Genomic DNA, 22,731 nt, shown 5'->3' with positions numbered 1-22,731 from the left:
GAAATGTACACCTAATAACCCCCTCTACAGTTCACAGTAAAGCTTCTATGACGCTCCCAATTCGTAACGTCGCCATTATTGCCCACGTTGACCACGGCAAAACCACCCTGGTTGATGCACTCCTTAAACAATCCGGCATTTTCCGCGAAGGGGAAGACGTTCCGGATTGCGTCATGGACTCCAATGCCTTGGAACGAGAACGGGGGATTACAATCCTCTCTAAAAATACAGCGGTTCGCTACAAAGAGACGCTGATCAATATTGTTGATACACCTGGACACGCTGACTTCGGTGGCGAAGTTGAACGCGTACTGGGCATGGTTGACGGATGTCTTTTAATTGTCGATGCCAATGAAGGGCCTATGCCCCAAACACGCTTTGTACTTAAAAAAGCGTTAGAAAAAGGTCTGCGCCCCATCGTTGTCATCAACAAAATTGACCGTACTAACGCTGACCCCCACATTGCTGTTGATAAAGTTTTGGATCTGTTCTTGGAATTAGGAGCAGATGAAGACCAGTGTGACTTTACCTATCTGTTTGCCTCCGGTATGGGTGGTTATGCCAAAGAAAGCATGGAAGCAGAGGCGGTAGATATGCAACCCCTGTTTAATGCAATTCTGCAACACGTTCCACCACCAGTAGGCGACGTTAACAAGCCCCTGCAATTGCAAGTCACAACCCTAGATTATTCTGAATACCTGGGACGGATTGTAATTGGCAGAATTCACAACGGCACTATCCGGGCTGGACAACAAGCGGCGCTAATTACAGAAAGTGGCGCAATTGTCAAGTCCAAAATCACCAAGTTGATGGGCTTTGAAGGCTTGAAACGGGTGGAAATGGAAGAAGCTACCGCAGGTTATATTGTGGCGGTAGCTGGTTTCGCTGATGCTTATATTGGGGAAACAATTACCGATCCCAATGAACCCCAAGCTTTACCACTGATTAAAGTGGATGAACCAACCTTACAAATGACCTTCTGGGTAAATGATTCGCCCTTTGCAGGTCAAGAAGGAAAGTTGGTGACATCAAGACAAGTGCGCGATCGCCTGTTACGCGAACTGGAAACCAACGTGGCTTTACGTGTCGAAGAAACCGATTCTCCCGATAAATTCCTCGTTTCCGGTCGTGGTGAACTTCATCTGGGTATCTTAATTGAAACCATGCGCCGGGAAGGCTTCGAGTTTCAAGTATCTCAGCCACAGGTAATTTACCGCGAAGTCAGTGGTCAACCATGTGAACCTTACGAACTGTTAGTGTTAGATATTCCTGGTGATGCGGTGGGTAGCTGTATTGAACGCCTGGGACAACGCAAAGGCGAAATGCAAGATATGCAACCAGGTAGTGGCGATCGCACTCAACTAGAGTTTATTATTCCCGCCCGTGGTTTGATTGGTTTCCGTGGTGAATTCATGCGGATGACTCGTGGTGAAGGCATCATGAACCACAGCTTCTTGGATTACCGTCAACTTTCTGGCGATATTGAAGCCCGGAACAAAGGCGTTTTAATCTCCTTTGAAGAAGGTGTTTCTACCTTCTACGCCATGAAGAATGCGGAAGATAGAGGCGCATTCTTTATTACACCTGGTACTAAAGTTTACAGAGGCATGATTGTGGGCGAACACAATCGTCCCCAAGACTTAGAACTGAATGTTTGTAAAACCAAGCAGTTGACCAACCACCGGGCTGCTGGTGGTGATGAACTAGTGCAGTTGCAAGCACCGATAGACATGAGTTTAGAACGTGCTTTGGAATACATTGGCCCCGATGAATTGGTGGAAGTTACACCAAAATCGATTCGTCTGCGGAAGATGGCGAAGAAATTGGCGAAACGGTAATTTGTAGAGGTCGTTTTTCCCTACTCGCTTAGTTAATAAAATCACAAAAAAAGCCTGCATCAGCAGGCTTTTTTATTTGCTAGGTGCGTAAACATCATTTTTAGAATGGGTATAACAATAAATACAAGTCTAATAATATTTGATGTATATTACACATGAGACAAAGTAAGCAGCAGTTAAATCATCCTATATTAGGAAAATTTGTTAAAGAATTTAAGCCAAAAATTTCCAGAGAGCTTGGTAAGATTATTGGTATTACTGTTGGTCTTATTTTGTTTAGTATCTTTCAGTTTTTATTGGGGTTACCGCAAGGAAGCGTAAGCCTAATTATAAGCTTAGTATGTCTGATAATAGCTAGTGTTTTAGCATACGGTATTATAAATATCCTAAAAGAACGTTTATTTCTATATGAAAAGGGATTAGTTTATAATTCTAGCAAGAGGAAAATAAACATTATAAATTTTAGTGATATTGTGGCGTTATGGCAATACAGCGCTAGATATTATCTATACTTTATAATTCCTAATGGTAGAACAACTTATGAATACACTATTCAAACTAAAGATGGTCAAATAATCATTATTGATGAAATAATTGCTAATGAGGAATTAGGTAAGTATTTAAATTATGAACTTTTTAAACATCTTATGCCTAGCCTCAAGTTTAACTATAATCTAGGACAAGAGGTTATTTTTGGAGAAATAACAATCAGTAAACATGGAATAAAAGCTAAAAATGCTACACTACCTTGGTTAGCAGTTGAACGTATAGATATTTCAGCAGGCAAACTTTACATTAGGACAAAAAATAGTGGTTGGCTGAAAAAGAATTGGTATGTTACGGACGTATCGACAATATACAATTTATATATTTTTATAGAAATGACTAATACTATTCTTAATAGTGCTAGACCTTAATCTTTATTACTGATAAACTTGATTTGCTTTATCCCTTAACCAGGCTATATTTTTTTGAGTTAAGGCTTGGTATCATTAGCAAAATATTACCTGAACAAACAAGTGCCTCGCAGTGATATTGACCGGATCAGAGAAAAGATTAGACTCCGCCAATACGATATGTCAGCCCATGCAATGGAAGAAATGGCTGAGGATATGCTGACAATTTTAGATGTAGAAGAAGCTGTTCTAACAGGTCAAGTCATCCGAGTTGAAAAAGATGACCCAAGAGGAACAAAATATATAGTAGTAGGAACTGGATTGGATCAACAAACGCCTGTTGGGATTGTTGGACGTTTCGCAAGCAACGGACGTTATCTGATTATCACTGTTTATGAAGTCACTGAAGCTCAAGGCTAGCCGTATGTATGGATATAGATGCGAGTATTGCGAAGGAACTGTTCAACCCCGAACTGTCAAGCGCGAGGCATTTAAACATAGAGATGGATTTGTCATCCTCGAAGATGTGACGATTGGTGTTTGTGATACCTGTGGCAATCGCTACTACTCAGCGGATATTCTTCATGCGGTTCATGCTGTTGCTACTGGAGCAAAACCCCCTGAAAGAACCGAACAAATTCCGGTTGCTCATTTAGAATCAGCATAATCAACGCCGCGTAACTTGATCAAATCAATGTACGGAAATATCTCTGTTTTATAAAACGTATTGACAACGTAAATACACAATGTCTACTATGTAACCTATGGATGTGTATTTCGTGCTTAATGGTGTCACTTTCGTTTGGAACGAAGAAAAAGCTTGGATAAATCCTAACAATCATGATGGCGTGACATTTCAGCAAGCCACAGAGGCATTTTTCGATCCATTTTTAGTTGTTGTTGATGCAAGTCGCAATGATGAAGAAAGAGATGCTGTTATTGGCTTAGACAGACGGTGGAATCTTCTGTATGTCGTCTACATTGAACGTGAAAACGAAATAAGATCATTTCAGCTCGTAAAGCAACACGCAAGGAGCGAGAATATTATGAAAGCTGAAGCACTGAAAAAGCGACTCGATAAAAATCGTCCAATGACTACAATCACAATTCGTATTCCCGAAGATGTCATTGAAGATTTGAAAAGAATAGCGCCATTACTGGGATTTTCTGGCTATCAGCCGTTAGTGCGTGCTTATATTGGGCAAGGGCTAAGAGTTGATCTCGAACGACTGGAGGGGGATACTATCTCAGCACTGATTGCTAGCTTGAAGCGTCACGGTGTTAGCGATGAGGTTATCCATGAAGCCCTCACTGAAGTTACTCAAAAATAGTGCAATTGCGATCGCCGTTGCCATACTCAAATTCTTGAGTCAATGACTAATCTATCGCTAGTCAGCAGGGATTCTTACATAAAGCGATCGCCTTCTATTTTTCCCGCAAATATACTGTATCACGGGGACGTAATTAATCTGCGATCGCACTTTGTCCAGTAAATTTGAGAGAATCTGATTATCACTGTTTATGTAGTCAGAAAATTTATGAGTTGGAGTTGAAGTCTTTAAACTGCAAGGAGCTAGAAAGATGTTATTGGAGTTAAAGCGCATCCATCTTCCACCAGGGCAAAGAGTATTACTGCAAGATGTCACTTGGCAAGAATTAGAAACAATTATTGAAGAGTTGGGCGAACATCGTGCAGCGCGAATTGCTTATGACAAGGGAATCTTAGAAATTATGGCTCCATTGTCAGAACATGAAGACGATAAAGAAATTATCAGTGATTTAATCAAAGCATTATTAGAAGAATTAGATATTGAATTTAGATGTCTTGGCTCTACTACATTCAAAAATGAATTGATGGCTCATGGCATAGAACCCGATCAATGTTTTTATATTAAAAACGAAGCTTTAATTCGTGGCAAAAAGCGACTAGATTTAACAGTTGATCCACCACCTGATTTAGCCTTAGAAATTGATATTACTTCTCGTACTCATCCAAATATATATCAAGCTTTAAAAGTGCCGGAACTGTGGCGTTTTGAAAAAGGTATATTGAAAATTAATCTTTTACAAGATGGAAATTATGTAGAGTCTCAGTCAAGTTTAAATTTTCCGCATTTACCTTTGATTGCAGTAATTCCCCAATATCTGGAAAACAGTAAAACCGCAGGTAGAAATGCAACGCTGAAAGCTTTTCGGAGTTGGGTAAAACAGCATTTATCCTAATAAATAAAAAACAAATCAATACTTTTCCTTGCCTACGATAGTCATGCAGGTAAAGAGTATGCCACAATTCAGGAAGGGATTGCTAGAGGTAAACGCGATGCCCCCACTACTTGACCAAACCACTGACCAACGCACAGTTACAGAAAGCAAGACTATAGAGGAGTTTTTAAAACTTCCATACATTGAGGAGTCACCAGCTTGGGAATATATTAACGGAGAAGCAATTCAGAAACCTATGGGAGGAGGTAAACACAGCTTATTGCAAAAACGCTTAGTTGCTGTAATTGATGGGTTGGAAAGTGACTATGAAGCCTTTCCTGAATTGCGCTGTACCTTCGGTAATCGTTCAGTCGTTCCTGATGTAGTTGTTATCTCTAACAATCAACTACCACTTGATGAAAGTGGAGAAATTATTAGCACTGGTATTGATTTTGCACCCACTTGGTTAATAGAAATTCTTTCCCCTACTCAAAGTCAAACTAAAGTAACTGGCAATATTTTACACTGTTTACGAAATGGCAGTCAGCTAGGATGGTTGATTGACCCAAATGAACGCTGTATTTTAGTTTATCAACCGAATTCTTTGCCAGATTTGTTATCAGGAAAAGATATATTACCAGTGTTAGCAGATTTGAATTTAACTCTCTCTGCTGATGATGTGTTTGCTTGGTTAAATCGGAAAAAGTAATATTATTCTGAAAATAAAATTTCTGCGGTATTACGCATTTATGTAGAAGCTGACAATGTAAAGTTAATCTGAATAAAGCCGCCAGCAGTTAAACATAAAATTTTATCAGTAATTTTTTTCATTGTTCACTATCAAAGCTTTTGTTCTTATTCCTGATGATAATGATTGCTCAATACCAGCCTGCCAATGTAGAGGCTTTATTTAGTTTGCTTCCCCATAGGAGTACAAGCTGAGAAACTGGGTTTTTGCCATGACCTGAAACTCAAACGGTGTTGTATGTACAATGTTGGCAGACAACAATAGCTGAATCCAACACAAAGCAAAGGTAATTATGCGCTTACTTCATACAATGCTACGGGTGGGTAATCTTGAAGAGTCTTTGAAATTTTACATTGATGTCCTGGGAATGAAATTATTGCGGCGAAAAGATTATCCAGATGGAAAATTTACTCTAGCTTTTGTTGGCTATGGTGACGAAAGTGACAATACAGTCATAGAACTAACCTACAACTGGGGGGTGGAAAAGTACGAATTAGGTAATGCTTATGGTCATATTGCCATTGGTGTGAGCGATATTAATGCTACTTGCCAAGAAATTAGAAATCGTGGCGGTAAGGTAGTAAGAGAACCAGGCCCAATGAAACACGGTACTACAGTAATTGCTTTTGTGGAAGACCCAGACGGCTATCGGGTGGAACTGATTCAATTGGGTACTTTAGGAATTGAAGGTAAACAGGAATCACAAACACTGGTAACTAAGTAATTATCAAAGTAAAACATTTGAGCGATCGCCAATGCTGAAAGCTAAAAATCTATTTTCAAAAAAAGGATTTCCTATCAACAGGTATGGCGATCGCTTTCTTGATTATCATTGAACTGGAATTTGTATTCCTGATTACTATCGAGTTAAGTTAATTCACTGAATAACAATAAATTTCAGAATCAGCGCTTTTTATTTAAAGATTTTTAGATAACAGAACTGAAATATTTAATTGCTAACAAGTTGACCTTAAGATGGCATTATACTAATGCATTAATTCACAAATGCGATTTTCATGACGGCTACAAGCTCACCAATATCTTTCAGCTTGGCAGATCAAGTTGGTGAACAGCCTACACTGTATGCGATAGCATCAGTATAGAAGTCAGTCACACTATCGCTTATAAATTAGCAACTTTAAATTGCACCTAGAGATACAAGCCGATACATAAGAATGATGTTTCGATATTTACTGAGGGGGAAACTACGAGCAAAGCAGGAAGTATGAACTATGAAGTAGCACAGTTTTAATTCTCGGCTATGACCACGACTAAGCTAACTATCTTGAGCTTTTTGTGCCTTTATCCTTCCCCAAACGGCAATTTCTAAACTAAAATCGCGCCACATCCTAACAAGCAAGGAAACTCTTACACTGGCGGCAAAATTCTGAAATCTCAACCTGAAAATTATTAAAGATGCAACCTACAGATCCTAATAAATTTACTGATAAAGCCTGGGAAGCGATCGTTAAATCTCAGGATATAGTCCGTGCTTATCAACAACAGCAACTAGATGTTGAACATTTAATGATTGCTCTGTTAGAAGAACCTACTAGCATCGCAATACGTATTCTCGCTCGAGCTGAGGTTGATCCAGTAGCCTTGCAAGAACAACTGGAAGCTTTTACTAAACGTCAACCCAAGGTGGGGAAAAGCGATCAACTTTATCTAGGACGTAGTTTAGATGTTCTACTCGATCGCGCCGAAGAAAGTCGAGTGCGGATGAAAGATGGCTTCATCTCCATAGAACATATGCTGCTGGCTTTTGCTGAAGACGATCGCATCGGTCGCAAGCTCCTCCAACGCTTTAATGTTGATAGTAGTAAGCTAGAGGCGGCAATCAAAACTGTGCGCGGTAGCCAAAAAGTTACCGATCAAAATCCTGAGTCGCGCTATGAAGCCTTACAAAAATTTGGTCGAGATTTAACAGAACAGGCAAAAGCAGGGAAGCTAGACCCAGTAATTGGGCGAGATGATGAAATACGCCGCGTTATTCAGGTATTATCGCGCCGTAGTAAGAATAACCCCGTTTTAATTGGTGAACCTGGGGTAGGTAAAACTGCGATCGCAGAAGCTTTAGCACAGCGCATGGTAAACGGTGACGTTCCCGAATCGTTGAAAAACCGCCAGCTAATTTCTTTAGATATTGGTAGTTTAATTGCTGGAGCTAAATACCGAGGTGAGTTTGAAGACCGTTTAAAAGCTGTTTTGCGGGAAGTTACAGAATCAAACGGTCAAATAGTACTGTTTATTGACGAACTACACACCGTTGTCGGTGCAGGTTCTAGCCAGCAAGGGGCAATGGATGCAGGGAATTTGCTCAAACCGATGCTGGCGCGGGGCGAATTACGCTGTATTGGGGCGACAACCTTAGATGAATTCCGCAAACATATTGAGAAAGACGCAGCTTTAGAACGCCGCTTCCAGCAGGTATTTGTCGATCAGCCAAGTGTTGAAAATACAATCTCCATTCTGCGAGGGCTAAAAGAACGTTACGAAGTTCATCACAACGTCAAAATCTCCGATTCCGCACTTGTAGCCGCAGCTACATTGTCAGCGCGTTATATTTCCGATCGCTTTTTACCAGATAAAGCCATTGACTTAGTAGATGAAGCTGCAGCCCAGCTGAAAATGGAGATTACCTCCAAACCCGCAGAACTGGAAACAATTGATCGGCGCTTGATGCAGCTAGAAATGGAAAAGCTGTCATTAGCTGGAGAAGATAAAGGTACTGCTCAAACTAAAGAACGTTTACAACGTATTGAGCAAGAAATTACCACTTTGACAGCCAAGCAGCAAAAATTTAACGACCAATGGCAAGGTGAAAAGCAGATATTAGAAGCGATTAGTGCTTTAAAGAAAGAAGAAGACGCTTTACGAGTGCAAATTGAGCAAGCAGAACGTGACTATGACCTCAACAAAGCTGCTCAATTGAAGTATGGCAAATTAGAGGGAGTGCAGCGCGATCGCGAAGCTAAAGAAGCGCAACTGTTAAAAATTCAAAGCACAGGTTCCACACTACTGCGTGAACAAGTAACAGAGGCAGATATTGCGGAAATCGTCGCTAAATGGACAGGAATACCCGTAAATCGCTTGATGGCATCGGAAAGACAGAAATTACTGCAATTAGAGCATCATTTACATCAACGCGTTATCGGTCAGCAAGAAGCTGTCGCCGCCGTCGCCGCCGCCATTCGTAGTGCTAGGGCGGGGATGAAAGACCCCGGTCGTCCTATTGGTTCATTTTTGTTCATGGGGCCGACAGGAGTAGGTAAAACTGAACTAGCCCGCGCTTTAGCGCAGTTTCTCTTTGATTCTGATGATGCTTTGGTACGCCTGGATATGTCCGAGTATATGGAGAAACACTCGGTATCGCGCCTAGTGGGTGCGCCTCCAGGGTATGTAGGCTATGAAGAAGGTGGTCAGCTTTCCGAAGTCGTGCGCCGCCATCCTTACTCAGTGGTGCTATTAGATGAAGTGGAAAAAGCCCACCCCGATGTCTTCAATATTTTGTTGCAAGTCTTGGATGACGGTAGAATTACTGATTCCCAAGGCAGAACAGTGGACTTCCGCAACACCGTAATCGTCATGACCAGTAACATCGGTAGCGAACATATTCTTGATGTCTCTGGTGACGACTCCAAGTATGAAATGATGCAAAATCGGGTAACCGAAGCTTTGCGATCGCACTTCCGCCCCGAATTTATTAACCGTGTGGATGACATTATTATCTTCCACACCCTCAGTCGCTCAGAAATGCGCCATATCATTCGCATTCAACTCAAACGCGTCGAAAATCTCCTTAAAGAGCAAAAAATCTCTTTTGACATCTCCGCAGAGGCTTGTGACTACCTTGTAGAAACAGGTTATGACCCAGTTTATGGTGCACGTCCCTTAAAACGGGCAATTAGGCGTGAAGTCGAAAACCCCATTGCTACCAAGCTACTGGAAAATACCTTTATTCCTGGAGACACGATTTTCATTGATAAAGGTGAAGCGGGGCTAACTTTCAGCAAAAAACAGTCAGTTAAAGTAGCAACGCCATCAGCTACGGTTCAGTTATTAGAACCTACCGCTGACGTTTAATATCAAGGCAAAATTTTTATGATTAAGCACTATGAAATCTGCTGATATTTCATAGTGCTACATAATTCAATACAGTTCAGATAAGTTCATTAGTGATTGATTTGTCAGTTGTGTAAAAAGCTAGCTCAATTGGGGGATTCTCCCCCAAACCCCCGATTGGGTGACGGTTGCGTCCCCCAAACCCCCTCCAAAATTATTGTTGAGTAACTAGTTTTTGGGTTTTATTGTCAATTAATTTTCTTAACTGAACTGTATTGCTACATAATCCTCTATTCAGGGAATTTTAAAAAATAAATATCTAATTTTGAGAGCGAAAAAGAAATTAGAATTTTCTTCCTCTGCGCCCCTGCTTCCTCTGCTTACACACCGATAAGATATTTTTTAGTTGGAAATTCCTAACGCCAACCTAACAAGCGCAACCCAGGAACGATGAGGTAATAACTCACGCCTAGCCAAAAACTGAGCAAAATACCCTCAAAAGCAAAATAAATCATTGGTGGTAATAATTCTGGCCATCGGGGTGGGGTGGAAAATTGAAAGATAGTTGGTAGTAACTCTAAGCGAATTAAAGCTGCAAAAATTAGCGCAGTTCCCAAAGATGTAATGACAGCGTAGACTATGCGATGACTGCGAAGCCCTAAACTCAATGTGAGCAGGAAGATTGCAAACACAATTGAAACTACCAAGCCTTCATTGCTGTTTCTAGGGATGGTTAATTGCAACGCTAACCAGCCTAAACCATAGCTGATTGTACCCATCAACGACACCACCAAAAACCGCCTACGTTGGGCAAAACCTCCAGCTAGAGTCAGTCCCCATGCAGTACCTAAACCTGCGGCGGCAAAAATCAGCACTTCTGATGCTAAGACAGTTTGATTTTCGGGAAATAAGCCAGGTACTTGCAGAAAGATAAATTGCGCCACGCGATCGCCTAATATTGTGCGGTAGGCTAAAAAGAAACCTGCGATCGCTCCTACGGCTGCACCCATTCCCGTTAATATCATCGCCCAGATTGTGATGATACAGGCGAGCAAAAATTGCGCGATCGCCTTGATAATCAAAAGCGTAGTTTTACTTACAGCCTTAGTAAATTTTCCTACTGCACTTTCTAGGGATTGAGTAAGCAGAGCCAGTCTAGTAGATACTTGCTGATTAGTATTTTGCAGTAAAGAAGATAACTGCTGTTGTAGCGAGACAGAAGAAAGCTGCGTCAATCTTTTTTTAATGATATTTGCACTTGTAGGACGCGATCGCACATCCTCCTGCACCATCTCATCCAACAAATCTGCAAATTTGGGGTTAATATTCACCCGATTTCGCCATTGCAACGTCCCAGTTTGCACATCTTCTAATTCTGGCGGATACTTGCCCGTGAGTAACTCAATCATTGTTCTACCCAAGGCATAAAAATCAGCACTCGGCCCCACATTCCCACCACTCACTTGTTCTGGGGGACTGTAACCCGAAGAAAATAAGCGAGTTGAACTTGATTGATAACGTGGCTGAGAATCTCTAAATTGCTTTGCTCCGCCAAAATCAATTAACACCAGGTGATTCCTAATCGGTGAATTTGACAGAGAGTTGCGTAGCATCAAATTAGAAGGTTTGATATCCCGGTGAATAATCTGGCGTTTATGCAATTCTTGCAAAATTTCCACAGCTTGCGTAAACCAGCTCAACACCATCTCTTCTGGACAGCCTTGAGGATAGTCTTTGCGGATATCTTCTAAAGTCTGCCCATTAATTTTTTCCATCACCAAACAAGGTAGTTGGTGTTGTTCGGGATTAATTAAATTTATGAGGAAATATCCGTCAGCATCTACTCTTGGAACTCCTGGATGCCGTAAATTAATTAAAACTGAGGCTTCTTGTCTAAATAAATCCAGCGCCTTAGCGGAATTTTCCACTAACACCTTCAGCACCTTTTCTGTCTGAGTTTTAACATCCCAAACTGTATAAATTTGGGCAAATCCTCCCGATCCTAAAGGCTGAATTGGCACATAGCGATCTAACAACTGTAGCGGTGCGCCACAGCTATTGCAAAATTTGTTTCCCCAAGGTTGGGGATAAGGGCGTTGACAATTAGGATTTATGCAGTGAACCGCACTCTGCGTGATGTGGGACACAACCGCTACAATACAAAGGCTGAATTGATTTTAGCGTCTCTTTAGCTTTCTTGAAGTTAAAGCTAGTTTCCAGTAAGTAGACTATGCACTCAGCCAGCAATGTTCCTTATTGCTGTATTAGCAGGGAGAGTAGGGGAAGCACAGAAGTAGAGAAAGACAAAGTAAAATAAGCAATGTCTAATTCCGAATACCCAACCCCAAACACCAAACACCAAACACCAAATGACAACCTTAGCCAATTATTTTTAATTTCGCCAACCTAATCAAAATGTTTGCAACAAGTCAGCAAAACCATAGAGGCTAATTAAGAGCAAGAGTAATGCTGTGAATTGGGTAATTTTGCTTTGGGGTGAGGGAGCGATCGCTTCTCTGACTAAAATAGAAATCGATGCCCCAACTACCAAACTCAAACCCAGCACTAAATAAGGTGGACTTTCTGGCAGAATAGTCGCCATCCCTAGCATTGCGATCGCTAGCATTAACATTAATAACTCTACAAACCGGGGTGGGTTGTATTGGCTGGATACAATAAAGCTGTTTAACCAAAAATGCCAAAATCTCATAGCTTTTGAGTGCAGAGTTTTAATGAAGTGCTGAGTTCTGAGTTCTGAGTTCTAATTTGTGAGAAATACTTACAGGCTGTAAGTTTAGACTTATATGATTAAATCTTTATTGCCCGCAGAGGTGGGCTACTCTGCGGAAAGCTGATCCGTGTCTATTTTGATTTATCGATACCCTTCTTGTACAATCCAGCTTCAACAGAGTAACCATTTCAACGAGCCAGAAGCCTTAATATACAAACCTTTTGACTTTTGAATTTTGTGCAGACGCGATTAATCGCGTCTCTACGACTTAACTCCTCGCCCCTAACTTTTGACCAGTACCATTCTTTTGTGCTGCATCACTTTCTGGAAGTTCCACGCCAAAAACTCTCGCAAAAGCTTTTTCTACTTTGTAGCCAGAATCAATGGATTCTAAAGGGTCTTTCCGTAGTCTATGACGCAGACATAAGGTAATTACACGACGGATGTCATCAACTGTAACTTCGGTACGTCCTTCTAATGCGGTTAAAGCTTTGGCGGCGCGGTTGGTTACAATATCGCCTCGCAAGCCGTCTACATCGAGTTCCGAACAAATTTCCGAAATTTTCACCCGCAAATCATAGTCGCTGGTAACTTGGGGTAACAAGTTTTGAGCATTGACAATTTTCTGTTGTAGTGCTTCTTGTTCGGATTGGTACTTCTCAAGAAACCCTGGAGGATTTTGGTCAAATTCTGACCTTTGCTCGACAATTTGCACCCGCAAAGCTGGTTCTTTAACTGTGTGAATTTCTGCGTGCATCCCAAAGCGATCGAGAAGTTGAGGACGCAGTTCACCTTCTTCAGGGTTACCAGAACCGACAAGTACAAACCTGGCGGGGTGGCGGATAGAAATACCTTCCCGTTCTACAGTGTTCCAACCACTAGCAGCGGAGTCCAGCAATACATCTACTAGGTGATCATCTAGCAAGTTTACTTCATCCACATAGAGAATACCCCGGTTAGCTTTGGCTAAAAGTCCTGGTTCAAAGGCTTTTACACCTTCAGACAAAGCTTTTTCGATGTCGATGGTACCGCAAACCCGGTCTTCTGTAGCGCCTAAAGGTAAATCTACCATCTGCACTTTTTTGGGAACTGTGGGGATTTCTGCCCCTTGTTCGAGCATTTGGCGAACTTCATCGCTCATCAAGTCGGGGTCGCCGGGGTCACTGTTGAAGGGGTCATTAGCAACAACAGAGATTTCTGGTAGCAGATCGGCCAGGGCCCGGATAGTTGTGGATTTACCAGTACCGCGATCGCCCATAATCATCACACCACCAATTTTGGGGTCAATCACGTTCAGCAGCAGGGCCAGTTTCATTTCTTCCTGACCAACAATAGCTGTAAACGGAAATACCACACGTCGCGTACTCGCTGTGGTTTGAGCAGTAGGACTCACTAAATTACCTTATCAATATTTTTCTTATTACCGTTCTTTATTGTGCCATAGCTAGGCCTATAGAAAGTTAGAGCGATCGCTAAAGACGATCTGGTGTGGAAATTCTTTAGAATAATCCCTACAAATTTAATGGTTAAGCTTCATTCACCGTGATAACAACAAATGGCAAATCAAAGTTAACCATCAAAAAGCACCTTAAAAAAGGCGCTATAACAATCAATTCAGTATTATTTACGAGCCTTCTTATCTAACCTCAGTGGTGTAAGTGTTAGCTCTAGGTTTGCGTGCACCAGCAACAGCGCCAATTAGTGAAGCTAATAAACCTAACAAAGAACCAAAAACAAACCACCACAAGCCCCTTGAAGTAGCAGCAGCAATATCACGAGCTTGTTCTGCAGTTACGTTAGGAACATTTTGTGGCACATTGGTAATCGATTGTTGGGTTTGGTTGAGAACTGCTGCTGCATTAGAAGCTGCAACACCAAAAGCACCCGATACCCCACTTGCTAACAACCAAGAACTAAGTGCTAAAGTAGTTGCCCAAAGAATTGCACCATTAAGCAACGCTGTATTACGGTTCATTGGGCCACAAGCGCGAGTTGTCACCCAACCACCAGTAAATAAAGAAATCAACAAACCGATAGTTGACCAAAGACCCACATTACTCGCAACATTAGGCGCAATAGTTCTTGGTGCGCCTGAACCTGCAACGTTTCCAGCACCGATCGCACCAAACAATGCACTTAAAATCAATTGTGTAACTAAGGCAACTAATACACCAGAGATAATTGGCCCCCAACGCACCAGATCGTGATATTCAACAGATCTACCAGTGACCACTTGTTCAGGTGGAATTACTTGGTCGCCTACTCGATTTGCATATGACATAGACTATTTTCTCCCTTAATGCTTCAGTAAAGCTTTTCCAGGTATATTTAAACTTGATGTTTATAAATTAAATTGCTAAATATAATTTTTTCTATCTATCAACAGAAAGAGTTATGTACTCTATCTTTAGTAGGAATAAATCATAGTATTTTCCATAAAAATATAGCTAAATGTTTTCTTTATTTGCTCTATTTATTTTAAATAAATTAATAAGTCTTTGAAATAATTAATATCAACAAGATACTATAAAATTTTATAAAGTTAAAAGAATTACCAAATCATATTTATCTAGATTATAAAAATAAATAAGTTTATCTAGGATGTGTTAGCAGCGAGAGTACGGCATCCGTGCTAAATCATATTTATCTAGCTTCTAAAAATAAATAAGTAGAGATTCCCGAACTTATCTATAACCTCGAGAATCTTTTTTTTACATTGGTCGAAATGAAACTTAAACTAACGTATCTTTACAGCTGTACCTGTGGCAGTAATTAATAGCAGCACACCCGATTGATCGACATTGATTGTACCAGTATCAATTTCAATACCAATCACAGCATCTGCTCCTAAACGCATTGCACGTTGCTGTAATTCCTCTAATGCTTTACGTTGACCTTGTTCAAAAAGACGTTCATAGCTACCAGTGCGTCCGCCAACAATATCGCGAATGCTAGCTAAAAAATCTCTTAAGAAATTGCTACCATACACAACTTCTGCCGTAACAATGCCTAAATACGACTGAATCACAGCTCCTTGAATCACATCAGTTGTGGTTAAAATCATAAATTTTGCCTCAAAAATAGTCTCAGTTGATGTTTGACCAAGCATGGTCTTGAGTAGCCAATGAGAAATGCAGGAACATTTTGCAAGTGAGATATATCTTAACTAGCAATGGTTCGATGGGGAGAAATATCAACACCCAGAAAATTATCAGTTATGAATAATGAATTAAAGCCTACAATTCGTTACACCGACCTATGCATGGAGGATAGTTTTATACCAAGCTTGCCTGTTGCTTAGGGTATAAATATATTCTCGGTCTTCTCAAAAAGAGGTAAGATTTTTAACTCAAAATGTGGTTTTAATCACAGTCTTAGCTATAAGCGTCAATTAATTTTGGATTCAATCTAAAATCGGCAATATAAAATCTAAAATTGATTCTCCTGTTCACTGTCACCCTATCTATACAGCAATGAAATATTTTTTTAGCTAGGACTATCTAAAACACCTAAATTTATCGCCAACGTATCATTTTAACCTCATCTCTAAACATAACATTCTCTTACTCGCCTAAATATATATGTAGAAATACCTGTTTTTAAATACTTCATCCTCAAAATTTACGTAAAATCTCGGTTTCATCTTATTGATACCCGGAGTATTTATGTGAAATTATTAATGTTTTATAAAATGGCATAAATACAGTTTTCAAAAAGAAATATTTCTGTTTTAATGTACAAGAAAAAAGTTCCCTATAAATTCAGGAAATTTACTGTGTACAAACGGATATCATTTATAGTAAGTCTGCTGCTATTAGGAAGTTTTGTCGTTCCTATATCTCCTGCGGCTCAAGCACAAGTTTTGTTATCTCAAGCCAGAAATCCAGAAGTTAAGCAATTGCTAGAAGAAGGGCGGAGGCTAGTAGATGCGGGTGATTATAATGGAGCAATCTCTGTTTATCAACAAGCAGCCAGCCTTGAACCTAAAAATGCCAAAATTCATTCAGGAATTGGCTATTTATATGCTCAACAAGGAAATTTTCAGGCAGCACTAACAGCTTATCGTCGCGCTCTAGCTATTACCCCCAATAACGGCGATTTTTATTACGCCGTGGGTTACATCAAAGGTAATATGGGCGACACTCCTGGAGCAAAAGAAGCTTATCGCCGTGCAATTCAATTAAACCGTAACAATCTGAATGCTTATCTAGGATTAGCTGTGACTCAGGCTCGTCTGGGAGACTACGAAGCAGCTAACTGGGCATACGAACAAGCAATTAATATTGATCGCAACAATGCCCAAACCTATGAGTTAATGGGTTCAATGTATAAGCAAAGACGGCAAAGCAAACAAGCTACTACTTTACTCAACAAAGCTCGTGATTTATATCAAAGAAAGAATGACTTTGATGGTGTAACTAGGGTAGAGGCATTGCTACGCGATTTAGGAGGATGAGGTGATTCTCACCAACTCCTTCAAGACAAACAAATTAAATAGTAATACTCTGTCTCTAAATAGATTTTGGAACAAGCATTCCTCTAAAGCAGACATGGAAAGATATTGAGTAATTTTCCTGAAAATTTACGTGCCCAGTAAAATTTTACTTTTTCCGTAGAGTAACCCAACATCAGAGAGGCTTTGTTGGGTTTCGCTATCGCTCAACACAACCTAAAATTATCTTTCACTGAACTGTATTGCTACCTACCTTTTCAATCTTTGGTAATTCCCAGATACTCGTTATTTACTGAGTATTTTATATTTTATTTTTATTTGCTGTTGCCGCCACATGACATAATTTAGGTCATTAGGAAAGGTATACAAAGTTTATTTCAATACTTGGTATTGATATCTTGGTATTACTGAAAAAAGGATACTAAATTATGAGTGAACCAAAATTTTCAGATTCATTGGGATGGACAGCAGAAGCAAAAGAAAAACTAAAAAATATTCCCTTTTTTGTACGCACGCAAGCAAAAGCGCGAATTGAGCAGCTAGCTCGTCAAGCAAAGCAAGATGTCATCACAGCAGATTTGGTTGAAAAAGCACGATTAGAGTTTGGACAATAAAACAATCAAACTAACTAACCTGTAGAAATCCTTAATTATAGAGGGAGATAAATAATGCTGAGTGTTAAGTATTAAATAAAACTTTTAGCCCCTAGTCTAAGCGCCCATATTTAGAGGAGATTCCTGCTTAACTATGGAATTGGGAATTTTTAGTTCCTCTATAGGAGTTTGCCCCCATTCTAAAGTAATCTCCAGATTGGCCGTGGAGGTACCTTTCACTAATATAGGTGAGAGTTTACCTGATTCCAGACTAATTTCTATACCAAATTTTACGCTAGCCTTATCGGGGTTCACTTTCTGGATGACTTCTGCAATATCCCTACTCAGAGATTCAATGGCAATAGTGACTTCTTTAAAAGGTCGAGTGGGGATAGTTAATTTACGCTCCCCAATGAGGGTAGCTTCGACTCTTACATTTGTACCATCAGATAATTGTACCGAAATAACTTTAGTTTGGGCTTCCATGTGGGTTTGACCAGATTACTCTGCAATTTATAGCATTCAACCACCTGTAATAAATACAACCCCGAATGTAAAATTATTTTTCGGTTTTTGAGGTGAAAATTTACCAACCAAAATCACCCCTGTGGTTATTATAGGGGCGTTAACGAAGTATAACGCATTATCAGCATTTTATCAGTAGTGAGGTATTGGGCATAGGGCATGGGGGATTGGGGAGACATTGCTTTGGGCAGCTTGGGTTTCCTGTGCGGGGAAGCAAGCTAAGTGTAGCGTCTCCGACAGGAGAGGCTACTGCTGTCATGGGAAAGACAAATTTTCATGTTTGGGCGTGGGTGTTTCCCATGCCCTATGCCCATTTTCACGTTATAAGGTAGTCAATTTGTACCTCATGCAATTTAGGCTGTATTAAGCCCCTCCCACATTCATTGCGGCTAAAACCGCTTTTTGTCTAACATCTTGGTAAACTGTCTGCAAATATTTCATGACGACATCACTAGCGGTTAAATTGCCGATGTTCTCTTCTTCTTTAGCTAGGGGAATGGGGCCTAATACATCTAATACAGTTTCGCTACCACTGGGCGCAATGACGACTAGAGAAGAATCAAGTGGTTCATTATAGTGCCAGAATGATTCAAGTTTAATTGTATTTTGATTATTAGTAACTGACTGTTGAATATCAGATGTTTCTGTTGATGAAACCTCAATTTTAGCGCTACGTAATTGGCGTAAATCGCTGATAATTTGTTCTTTGGTACGTCCGCGCAATTTAAATAAGACAAAGGGGTCTTCGCTGAAGCGATCGCCTAATTGATAATACACAGCACCTACGTGTTTACAAGGATTCGCTTTATCAGGGCAAGAGCATTTACTGCGGACATCTGACAAGGTAAAAGGAAATAAGGAAAGTCCATTAGCAGTGAATACTTCTTCAATATTTTGGGGCATTTCTCCTGCTAATAACTTAGCGGCAAAAATTGCCTTTTTGGACATACTTTCAATTACATAACTCCATTCTTCATCACTAAAAGGGTCTAAGGAAAGTGATACCTTATAAGGTTCTGGTTCGCTACCTTGTACCCTGGCTAATACCTTTGCACCTTTAAATTCAATGCTGAGGACATTGCCCTGACGAGAATAGTTTCTCGCACGTTCTAAACGTTTTTTAAAGCGATAGGAATCTAATAAATCGAGCCATCTTTGTGACCACCATTCACGGCTGGCTTGTAGGGTGTAATTAGTCATGATTAATATTCAAGTTGATAATTTTATTTTTTGGGGAAGGGTGAAGGGGGAAAGGGAAAAGGTTGTAATTACGAATTACGAATTACGAATTACGAATTACGAATTATTCTGCATCTTCTTCAATTACAGAACTGCGATCTAGTAAAAGTAAATTGCGTAGTTGGTCTGTATCTAGTTCAGTTAGCCAATCTTCTCCAGCGCCTACAACCTGTTCTGCAAGTTGTTTTTTACTTTCGATCATGTCATGAATTTTCTCTTCTAATGTGCCTGTACAAACAAATTTATGTACTTGGACATTGCGAGTTTGACCAATTCGAAATACTCTATCTGTAGCTTGATTTTCAACTGCGGGGTTCCACCATCTATCAAAGTGGAAGACATGATTTGCCCTGGTTAAATTTAACCCTACACCCCCAGCTTTTAAGGAGAGAATCATAATTGGTGGCCCTTGGGGATCGTGTTGGAAACGGTCAATCATTTCCTCACGTTGTTTTTTACTAGTGCTACCGTATAAGAAAAATATTTCGCGTCCTAGCTGTTTTTCTAAATGGGGTTTGAGTAATTTACCCCACTCGGCAAATTGGGTGAAAATTAAAGCGCGATCGCCTTCTGCTAAAGCTTCTTCTAACATTTCATCCAATCGCTGAAGTTTGCCGGAATGATATTTGTCTAAACTGGCTGCTTTTAAATATTGGGCTGGATGATTGCAGACTTGTTTGAGCTTAATTAATAAAGCTAAAATCATTCCTCGGCGTTGCAATCCTGTGGCGGTATCAATATCTGCTAAAGATTCTTCCACCACTTTTTGATAAAGCGTCGCTTGTTCGGGAGTTAGCCCACAAAATACCGTCATTTCTTGCTTTTCGGGCAAGTCTTGAATAATATCACGATCTGTTTTCAGTCGCCGCAGAATAAATGGTTGCACTAATGAACGCAACTGATTCAATGAAGCAGAATCGCCATACTTTTCAATTGGCATGGCAAACCTGCGTTGAAAGAACTGCTTGTTTCCCAAATAACCAGGATTGAGAAAGTCTAAAATAGACCAAAGTTCTTGCAATCTGTTTTCTACTGGCGTACCAGTCAACGCAATACGAAATGTAGCTTCTAATTGCCGAACTGCTTGAGATTGCTTGGCATCAGAATTTTTCACATTCTGCGCTTCATCTAATACTAGGGCTTGCCACTCAACACTCTGCAGTGATTTTAAATCTCGGTGAATTAGTGAGTAACTAGTAACGACTAAATTGTACTTTTTCACCGCATCTGTAAACGCCTTACCTTTGGGGCGTTTATCACCGTGATATTGTAAAATTTTGAGTGTGGGCGCAAATCTTTTAACTTCTCGTTCCCAGTTGCCTAATACAGAAGTCGGACAAACTAAGAGAGTGGGTTTTTCTAATGCATCTTGTTCTTTGAGGTGTAATAGAAAAGCGATAAACTGCACGGTTTTTCCTAAACCCATGTCGTCTGCGAGACAAGCACCCAAACCCCAGCGTTCGAGGAAGGCTAGCCAAGCAGCACCGCGTTGTTGATAAGGTCGCAACTGTCCTTTAAAGTTAGCTGGTGTAGGTAAAGGTGCGATCGCCTGATTATTGGTTAAGGCCCCAATTAATTCTTGTAATGCGCCAGATGCTTCAAAACTCACGACTGGTAATTTCTCAATAGCTTGGGTATCTCCTGTACCCAAGCGCAAAGCATCTTCTAAGGAGAGAGACATTTTTTCTTTTCGAGAAGCAAAAAATGCTTGAGCTGTTTTAATATCTTGGGGACGTAACTCTACCCACTCGCCGTTAATTTCTACTAGCGGGCTATTTAATGCTACCAACCGATCAAATTGGGCTTTAGAAATCGTTTGTCCGCCAATTGCCAATTTCCATTGAAAATTAAGTAAACTCTGTAATCCTAAGCGTCCTTGCTTTTGATTGGGTGTTTCGGCGGTTATTTTTAAACCCAAACGATTCGCCCATCCTTCACGATTTGCCAGGCTGGGCGGTAAAACTACCCCTAAGCCACTATCTTCCAATCTCCAAGCAACAGACTTAATAAATTCATAAGCCTGGATGGGGTTAAGGCTAAATGAATCCGGATATTCACTTTCTAAACTAGGTGCGATCGCGGGATATAATCGCGAAGCTAATCCCAAACCACGCAGGAATGTTTCTTGGGGTTGTTCAATGGTGCGATTTTGATAGACTAATTGCTCAACTGGATGCTGCCAAATCGTTGCTGCATCTACTAAAAATTCTGGATCGTCGGCAGCTTGTAAGTAATATATCAATTTCCATTCCGATTCCCCAGCTTCAGGCGATCGCAATTCAAAGCAAGTGCGAAACAAACTTTTATAAGTTAATTGGTATTGTAGCGGCATCGTCCAAGCATTCATTGCTGCTTGTAACCTATCCACACCAATTGCATCTGCACTAACTTTTGCCGATTCACTCGTTAAGCTTTGCAACCACTGTCGCACTCCAGCGGGTAAAGATGCCATTACCCTATTTTCCACTAAGGGTTGAGAACCAATCATTTCTCGCACTTGGGCATCAATTGTACTGTTGAGAAACCCTAATAGTAATTCTTGCGGCTGCAAAGGCAAATCTATATATATTTGAGATTGATTTATTTCTCCAGTCTCTATTTGATATGTCCGACAAGCTAAAGGCATCAACTGAGAAAATTTCTCTAACCTTGTGCTATCTACACCACTATCTAAAAGTACTTGCCAACTAGCAACAAAACTATCAGTTTCTTTAGAAATATTAGGCAGAAATTTACATCTAGAAATTAAATCTAAACTCCATCTAGCTATTTGCGACCAAAAGCTTAAATCTCCGCTTAAAAAGGCATCATTGCCGCTAATACTACTTAAGGGGAGAGAAGCCAAAAATTTCATAGCGGCGTTGGGGTTTAAGCAAAAACCCTCCACTCGCCAAGGGTGCAGATATTGCTGTGATTCTGGTGCTTGAGAAGATATTAGCGTTTCCACAACCGCAGAATGTACCGGAAAAATACCGCCTGCTGATATTTGAGTTGGTAAAGCAATAATTTGGGATTCGCTGGGCAATTTTACTTCCGTAACAGTTGCACTTTGACGTTTTCTGCCAGTGCTAACAGCTACCTGGGGTTCTGGAATTAAATTAGGAATTATCAGATTTCGCGAACGCAACCACTCGCTTAACTCTTGTGGTGCCATTGCCAAGGGATTTAATGAAATATCAAAACCAACATTACCATCAGCATTATCCTGTGCAGAACGCCAAGTTTCTCCCCAAATAAATAAACTACTGTTTTGCTGTTTATTTAACCAAATACCGTGTAAAATTGCCATTTCCTAACTACCGTTCAACTACTTATATGCTTTACTTAAATCAAGAATAAATTCGTCAATCATCCGTGAGGTTAATTACTTTAAGATATCGATATATGATTTCTGCATCTCTAAGTTTTTGAATTTATTTAATCAAACTCCTAATCTTCCTA

At 40.3% G+C, this 22,731-nt stretch carries 19 protein-coding genes and 1 pseudogene; 12 read left to right on the top strand and 8 right to left on the bottom strand.

Going from position 1 to position 22,731, the window contains the following annotated elements; all coding sequences use genetic code 11:
* Nucleotides 1-47: 47 nt before the first annotated feature.
* The 10 genes and pseudogenes from typA to clpB all read left to right on the top strand — a co-directional run bounded on the left by typA (nt 48) and on the right by clpB (nt 9,770).
* The gene (gene typA / locus AACU25_RS04780) at nt 48-1,838 is read left to right on the top strand and encodes a translational GTPase TypA (protein ID WP_096583495.1); all 1,791 of its coding nucleotides are present in this window, start codon (nt 48-50) and stop codon (nt 1,836-1,838) included.
* A gap of 155 nt (nt 1,839-1,993) precedes the next feature.
* Nucleotides 1,994-2,755 carry a DUF6585 family protein gene (locus AACU25_RS04775; RefSeq protein ID WP_096574139.1) on the top strand — a complete coding sequence of 254 codons (762 nt, stop codon included), beginning with the start codon at nt 1,994-1,996 and terminating at the stop codon, nt 2,753-2,755.
* A gap of 66 nt (nt 2,756-2,821) precedes the next feature.
* Nucleotides 2,822-3,154: a DUF4258 domain-containing protein gene (locus tag AACU25_RS04770; RefSeq protein WP_339382003.1), complete on the top strand. Its 333-nt coding sequence runs from the start codon at nt 2,822-2,824 to the stop codon at nt 3,152-3,154.
* Complete coding sequence (locus AACU25_RS04765) at nt 3,129-3,401, top strand: YgiT-type zinc finger protein (RefSeq protein WP_199347130.1); 273 nt, start codon at nt 3,129-3,131, stop codon at nt 3,399-3,401. The genes AACU25_RS04770 and AACU25_RS04765 overlap by 26 nt, the downstream gene beginning before the upstream one ends.
* A gap of 97 nt (nt 3,402-3,498) precedes the next feature.
* Nucleotides 3,499-3,678 (top strand): annotated as a pseudogene (locus tag AACU25_RS04760) (BrnT family toxin); the annotation flags it as partial.
* Between the two features lie 102 nt (nt 3,679-3,780).
* Nucleotides 3,781-4,065 carry a hypothetical protein gene (locus tag AACU25_RS04755; protein WP_096574137.1) on the top strand — a complete coding sequence of 95 codons (285 nt, stop codon included), beginning with the start codon at nt 3,781-3,783 and terminating at the stop codon, nt 4,063-4,065.
* Between the two features lie 250 nt (nt 4,066-4,315).
* Complete coding sequence (locus tag AACU25_RS04750; RefSeq protein WP_096574136.1) at nt 4,316-4,957, top strand: Uma2 family endonuclease; 642 nt, start codon at nt 4,316-4,318, stop codon at nt 4,955-4,957.
* 97 nt (nt 4,958-5,054) lie between these two features.
* On the top strand, nt 5,055-5,645 hold the full coding sequence (locus AACU25_RS04745; protein ID WP_096574135.1) for a Uma2 family endonuclease: 591 nt from the start codon (nt 5,055-5,057) through the stop codon (nt 5,643-5,645).
* Nucleotides 5,646-5,976: 331 nt separating this feature from the next.
* Complete coding sequence (gene gloA, locus AACU25_RS04740) at nt 5,977-6,408, top strand: lactoylglutathione lyase (protein ID WP_096574134.1); 432 nt, start codon at nt 5,977-5,979, stop codon at nt 6,406-6,408.
* Nucleotides 6,409-7,100: 692 nt separating this feature from the next.
* Nucleotides 7,101-9,770: an ATP-dependent chaperone ClpB gene (gene clpB / locus AACU25_RS04735; protein WP_096574133.1), complete on the top strand. Its 2,670-nt coding sequence runs from the start codon at nt 7,101-7,103 to the stop codon at nt 9,768-9,770.
* Nucleotides 9,771-10,165: 395 nt separating this feature from the next.
* On the opposite strand, the gene AACU25_RS04730 is transcribed toward clpB, so the two are convergent.
* From AACU25_RS04730 to AACU25_RS04710, 5 genes are all read right to left on the bottom strand, one after another.
* Complete coding sequence (locus AACU25_RS04730) at nt 10,166-11,896, bottom strand: serine/threonine-protein kinase (RefSeq protein WP_096574132.1); 1,731 nt, start codon at nt 11,894-11,896, stop codon at nt 10,166-10,168.
* Between the two features lie 263 nt (nt 11,897-12,159).
* Nucleotides 12,160-12,459, bottom strand: coding sequence for a hypothetical protein (locus AACU25_RS04725; protein ID WP_045872635.1), 300 nt, complete (start codon nt 12,457-12,459; stop codon nt 12,160-12,162).
* A 289-nt stretch (nt 12,460-12,748) separates the two neighbouring features.
* Nucleotides 12,749-13,873, bottom strand: a complete 1,125-nt coding sequence (bchI, locus tag AACU25_RS04720) for a magnesium chelatase ATPase subunit I (RefSeq protein WP_096574131.1) — start codon at nt 13,871-13,873, stop codon at nt 12,749-12,751.
* 243 nt (nt 13,874-14,116) lie between these two features.
* A complete protein-coding gene (locus AACU25_RS04715) occupies nt 14,117-14,761 on the bottom strand; it encodes a hypothetical protein (RefSeq protein WP_096574130.1) in 645 nt (214 codons plus the stop codon).
* Between the two features lie 456 nt (nt 14,762-15,217).
* On the bottom strand, nt 15,218-15,544 hold the full coding sequence (locus tag AACU25_RS04710; RefSeq protein ID WP_045872638.1) for a YbjQ family protein: 327 nt from the start codon (nt 15,542-15,544) through the stop codon (nt 15,218-15,220).
* 711 nt (nt 15,545-16,255) lie between these two features.
* On the opposite strand from AACU25_RS04710, the gene AACU25_RS04705 reads away from it, so the two are divergent.
* Together AACU25_RS04705 and AACU25_RS04700 are read left to right on the top strand one after the other, a co-directional pair.
* Nucleotides 16,256-16,936, top strand: coding sequence for a tetratricopeptide repeat protein (locus AACU25_RS04705; RefSeq protein ID WP_096574129.1), 681 nt, complete (start codon nt 16,256-16,258; stop codon nt 16,934-16,936).
* A gap of 425 nt (nt 16,937-17,361) precedes the next feature.
* Entirely contained in the window at nt 17,362-17,547 is a 186-nt protein-coding gene (locus AACU25_RS04700; RefSeq protein ID WP_096574128.1) for a PCP reductase family protein, read from the top strand.
* Between the two features lie 96 nt (nt 17,548-17,643).
* On the opposite strand, the gene AACU25_RS04695 is transcribed toward AACU25_RS04700, so the two are convergent.
* From AACU25_RS04695 to AACU25_RS04685, 3 genes are all read right to left on the bottom strand, one after another.
* Complete coding sequence (locus tag AACU25_RS04695; protein WP_321206678.1) at nt 17,644-18,012, bottom strand: CU044_2847 family protein; 369 nt, start codon at nt 18,010-18,012, stop codon at nt 17,644-17,646.
* Nucleotides 18,013-18,414: 402 nt separating this feature from the next.
* The gene (locus tag AACU25_RS04690; RefSeq protein ID WP_096574127.1) at nt 18,415-19,251 is read right to left on the bottom strand and encodes an SWIM zinc finger family protein; all 837 of its coding nucleotides are present in this window, start codon (nt 19,249-19,251) and stop codon (nt 18,415-18,417) included.
* A gap of 103 nt (nt 19,252-19,354) precedes the next feature.
* Nucleotides 19,355-22,579: a DEAD/DEAH box helicase gene (locus AACU25_RS04685; RefSeq protein ID WP_096574126.1), complete on the bottom strand. Its 3,225-nt coding sequence runs from the start codon at nt 22,577-22,579 to the stop codon at nt 19,355-19,357.
* Between the last annotated feature and the right edge of the window lie 152 nt (nt 22,580-22,731).

This window comes from Tolypothrix tenuis PCC 7101, from assembly GCF_963874875.1.
In the GTDB taxonomy this organism is placed as follows: domain Bacteria; phylum Cyanobacteriota; class Cyanobacteriia; order Cyanobacteriales; family Nostocaceae; genus Aulosira; species Aulosira tenue.
Note: the sequence above shows the minus strand (reverse complement) of the source record. Positions and strands in the feature narration are given on the sequence as shown.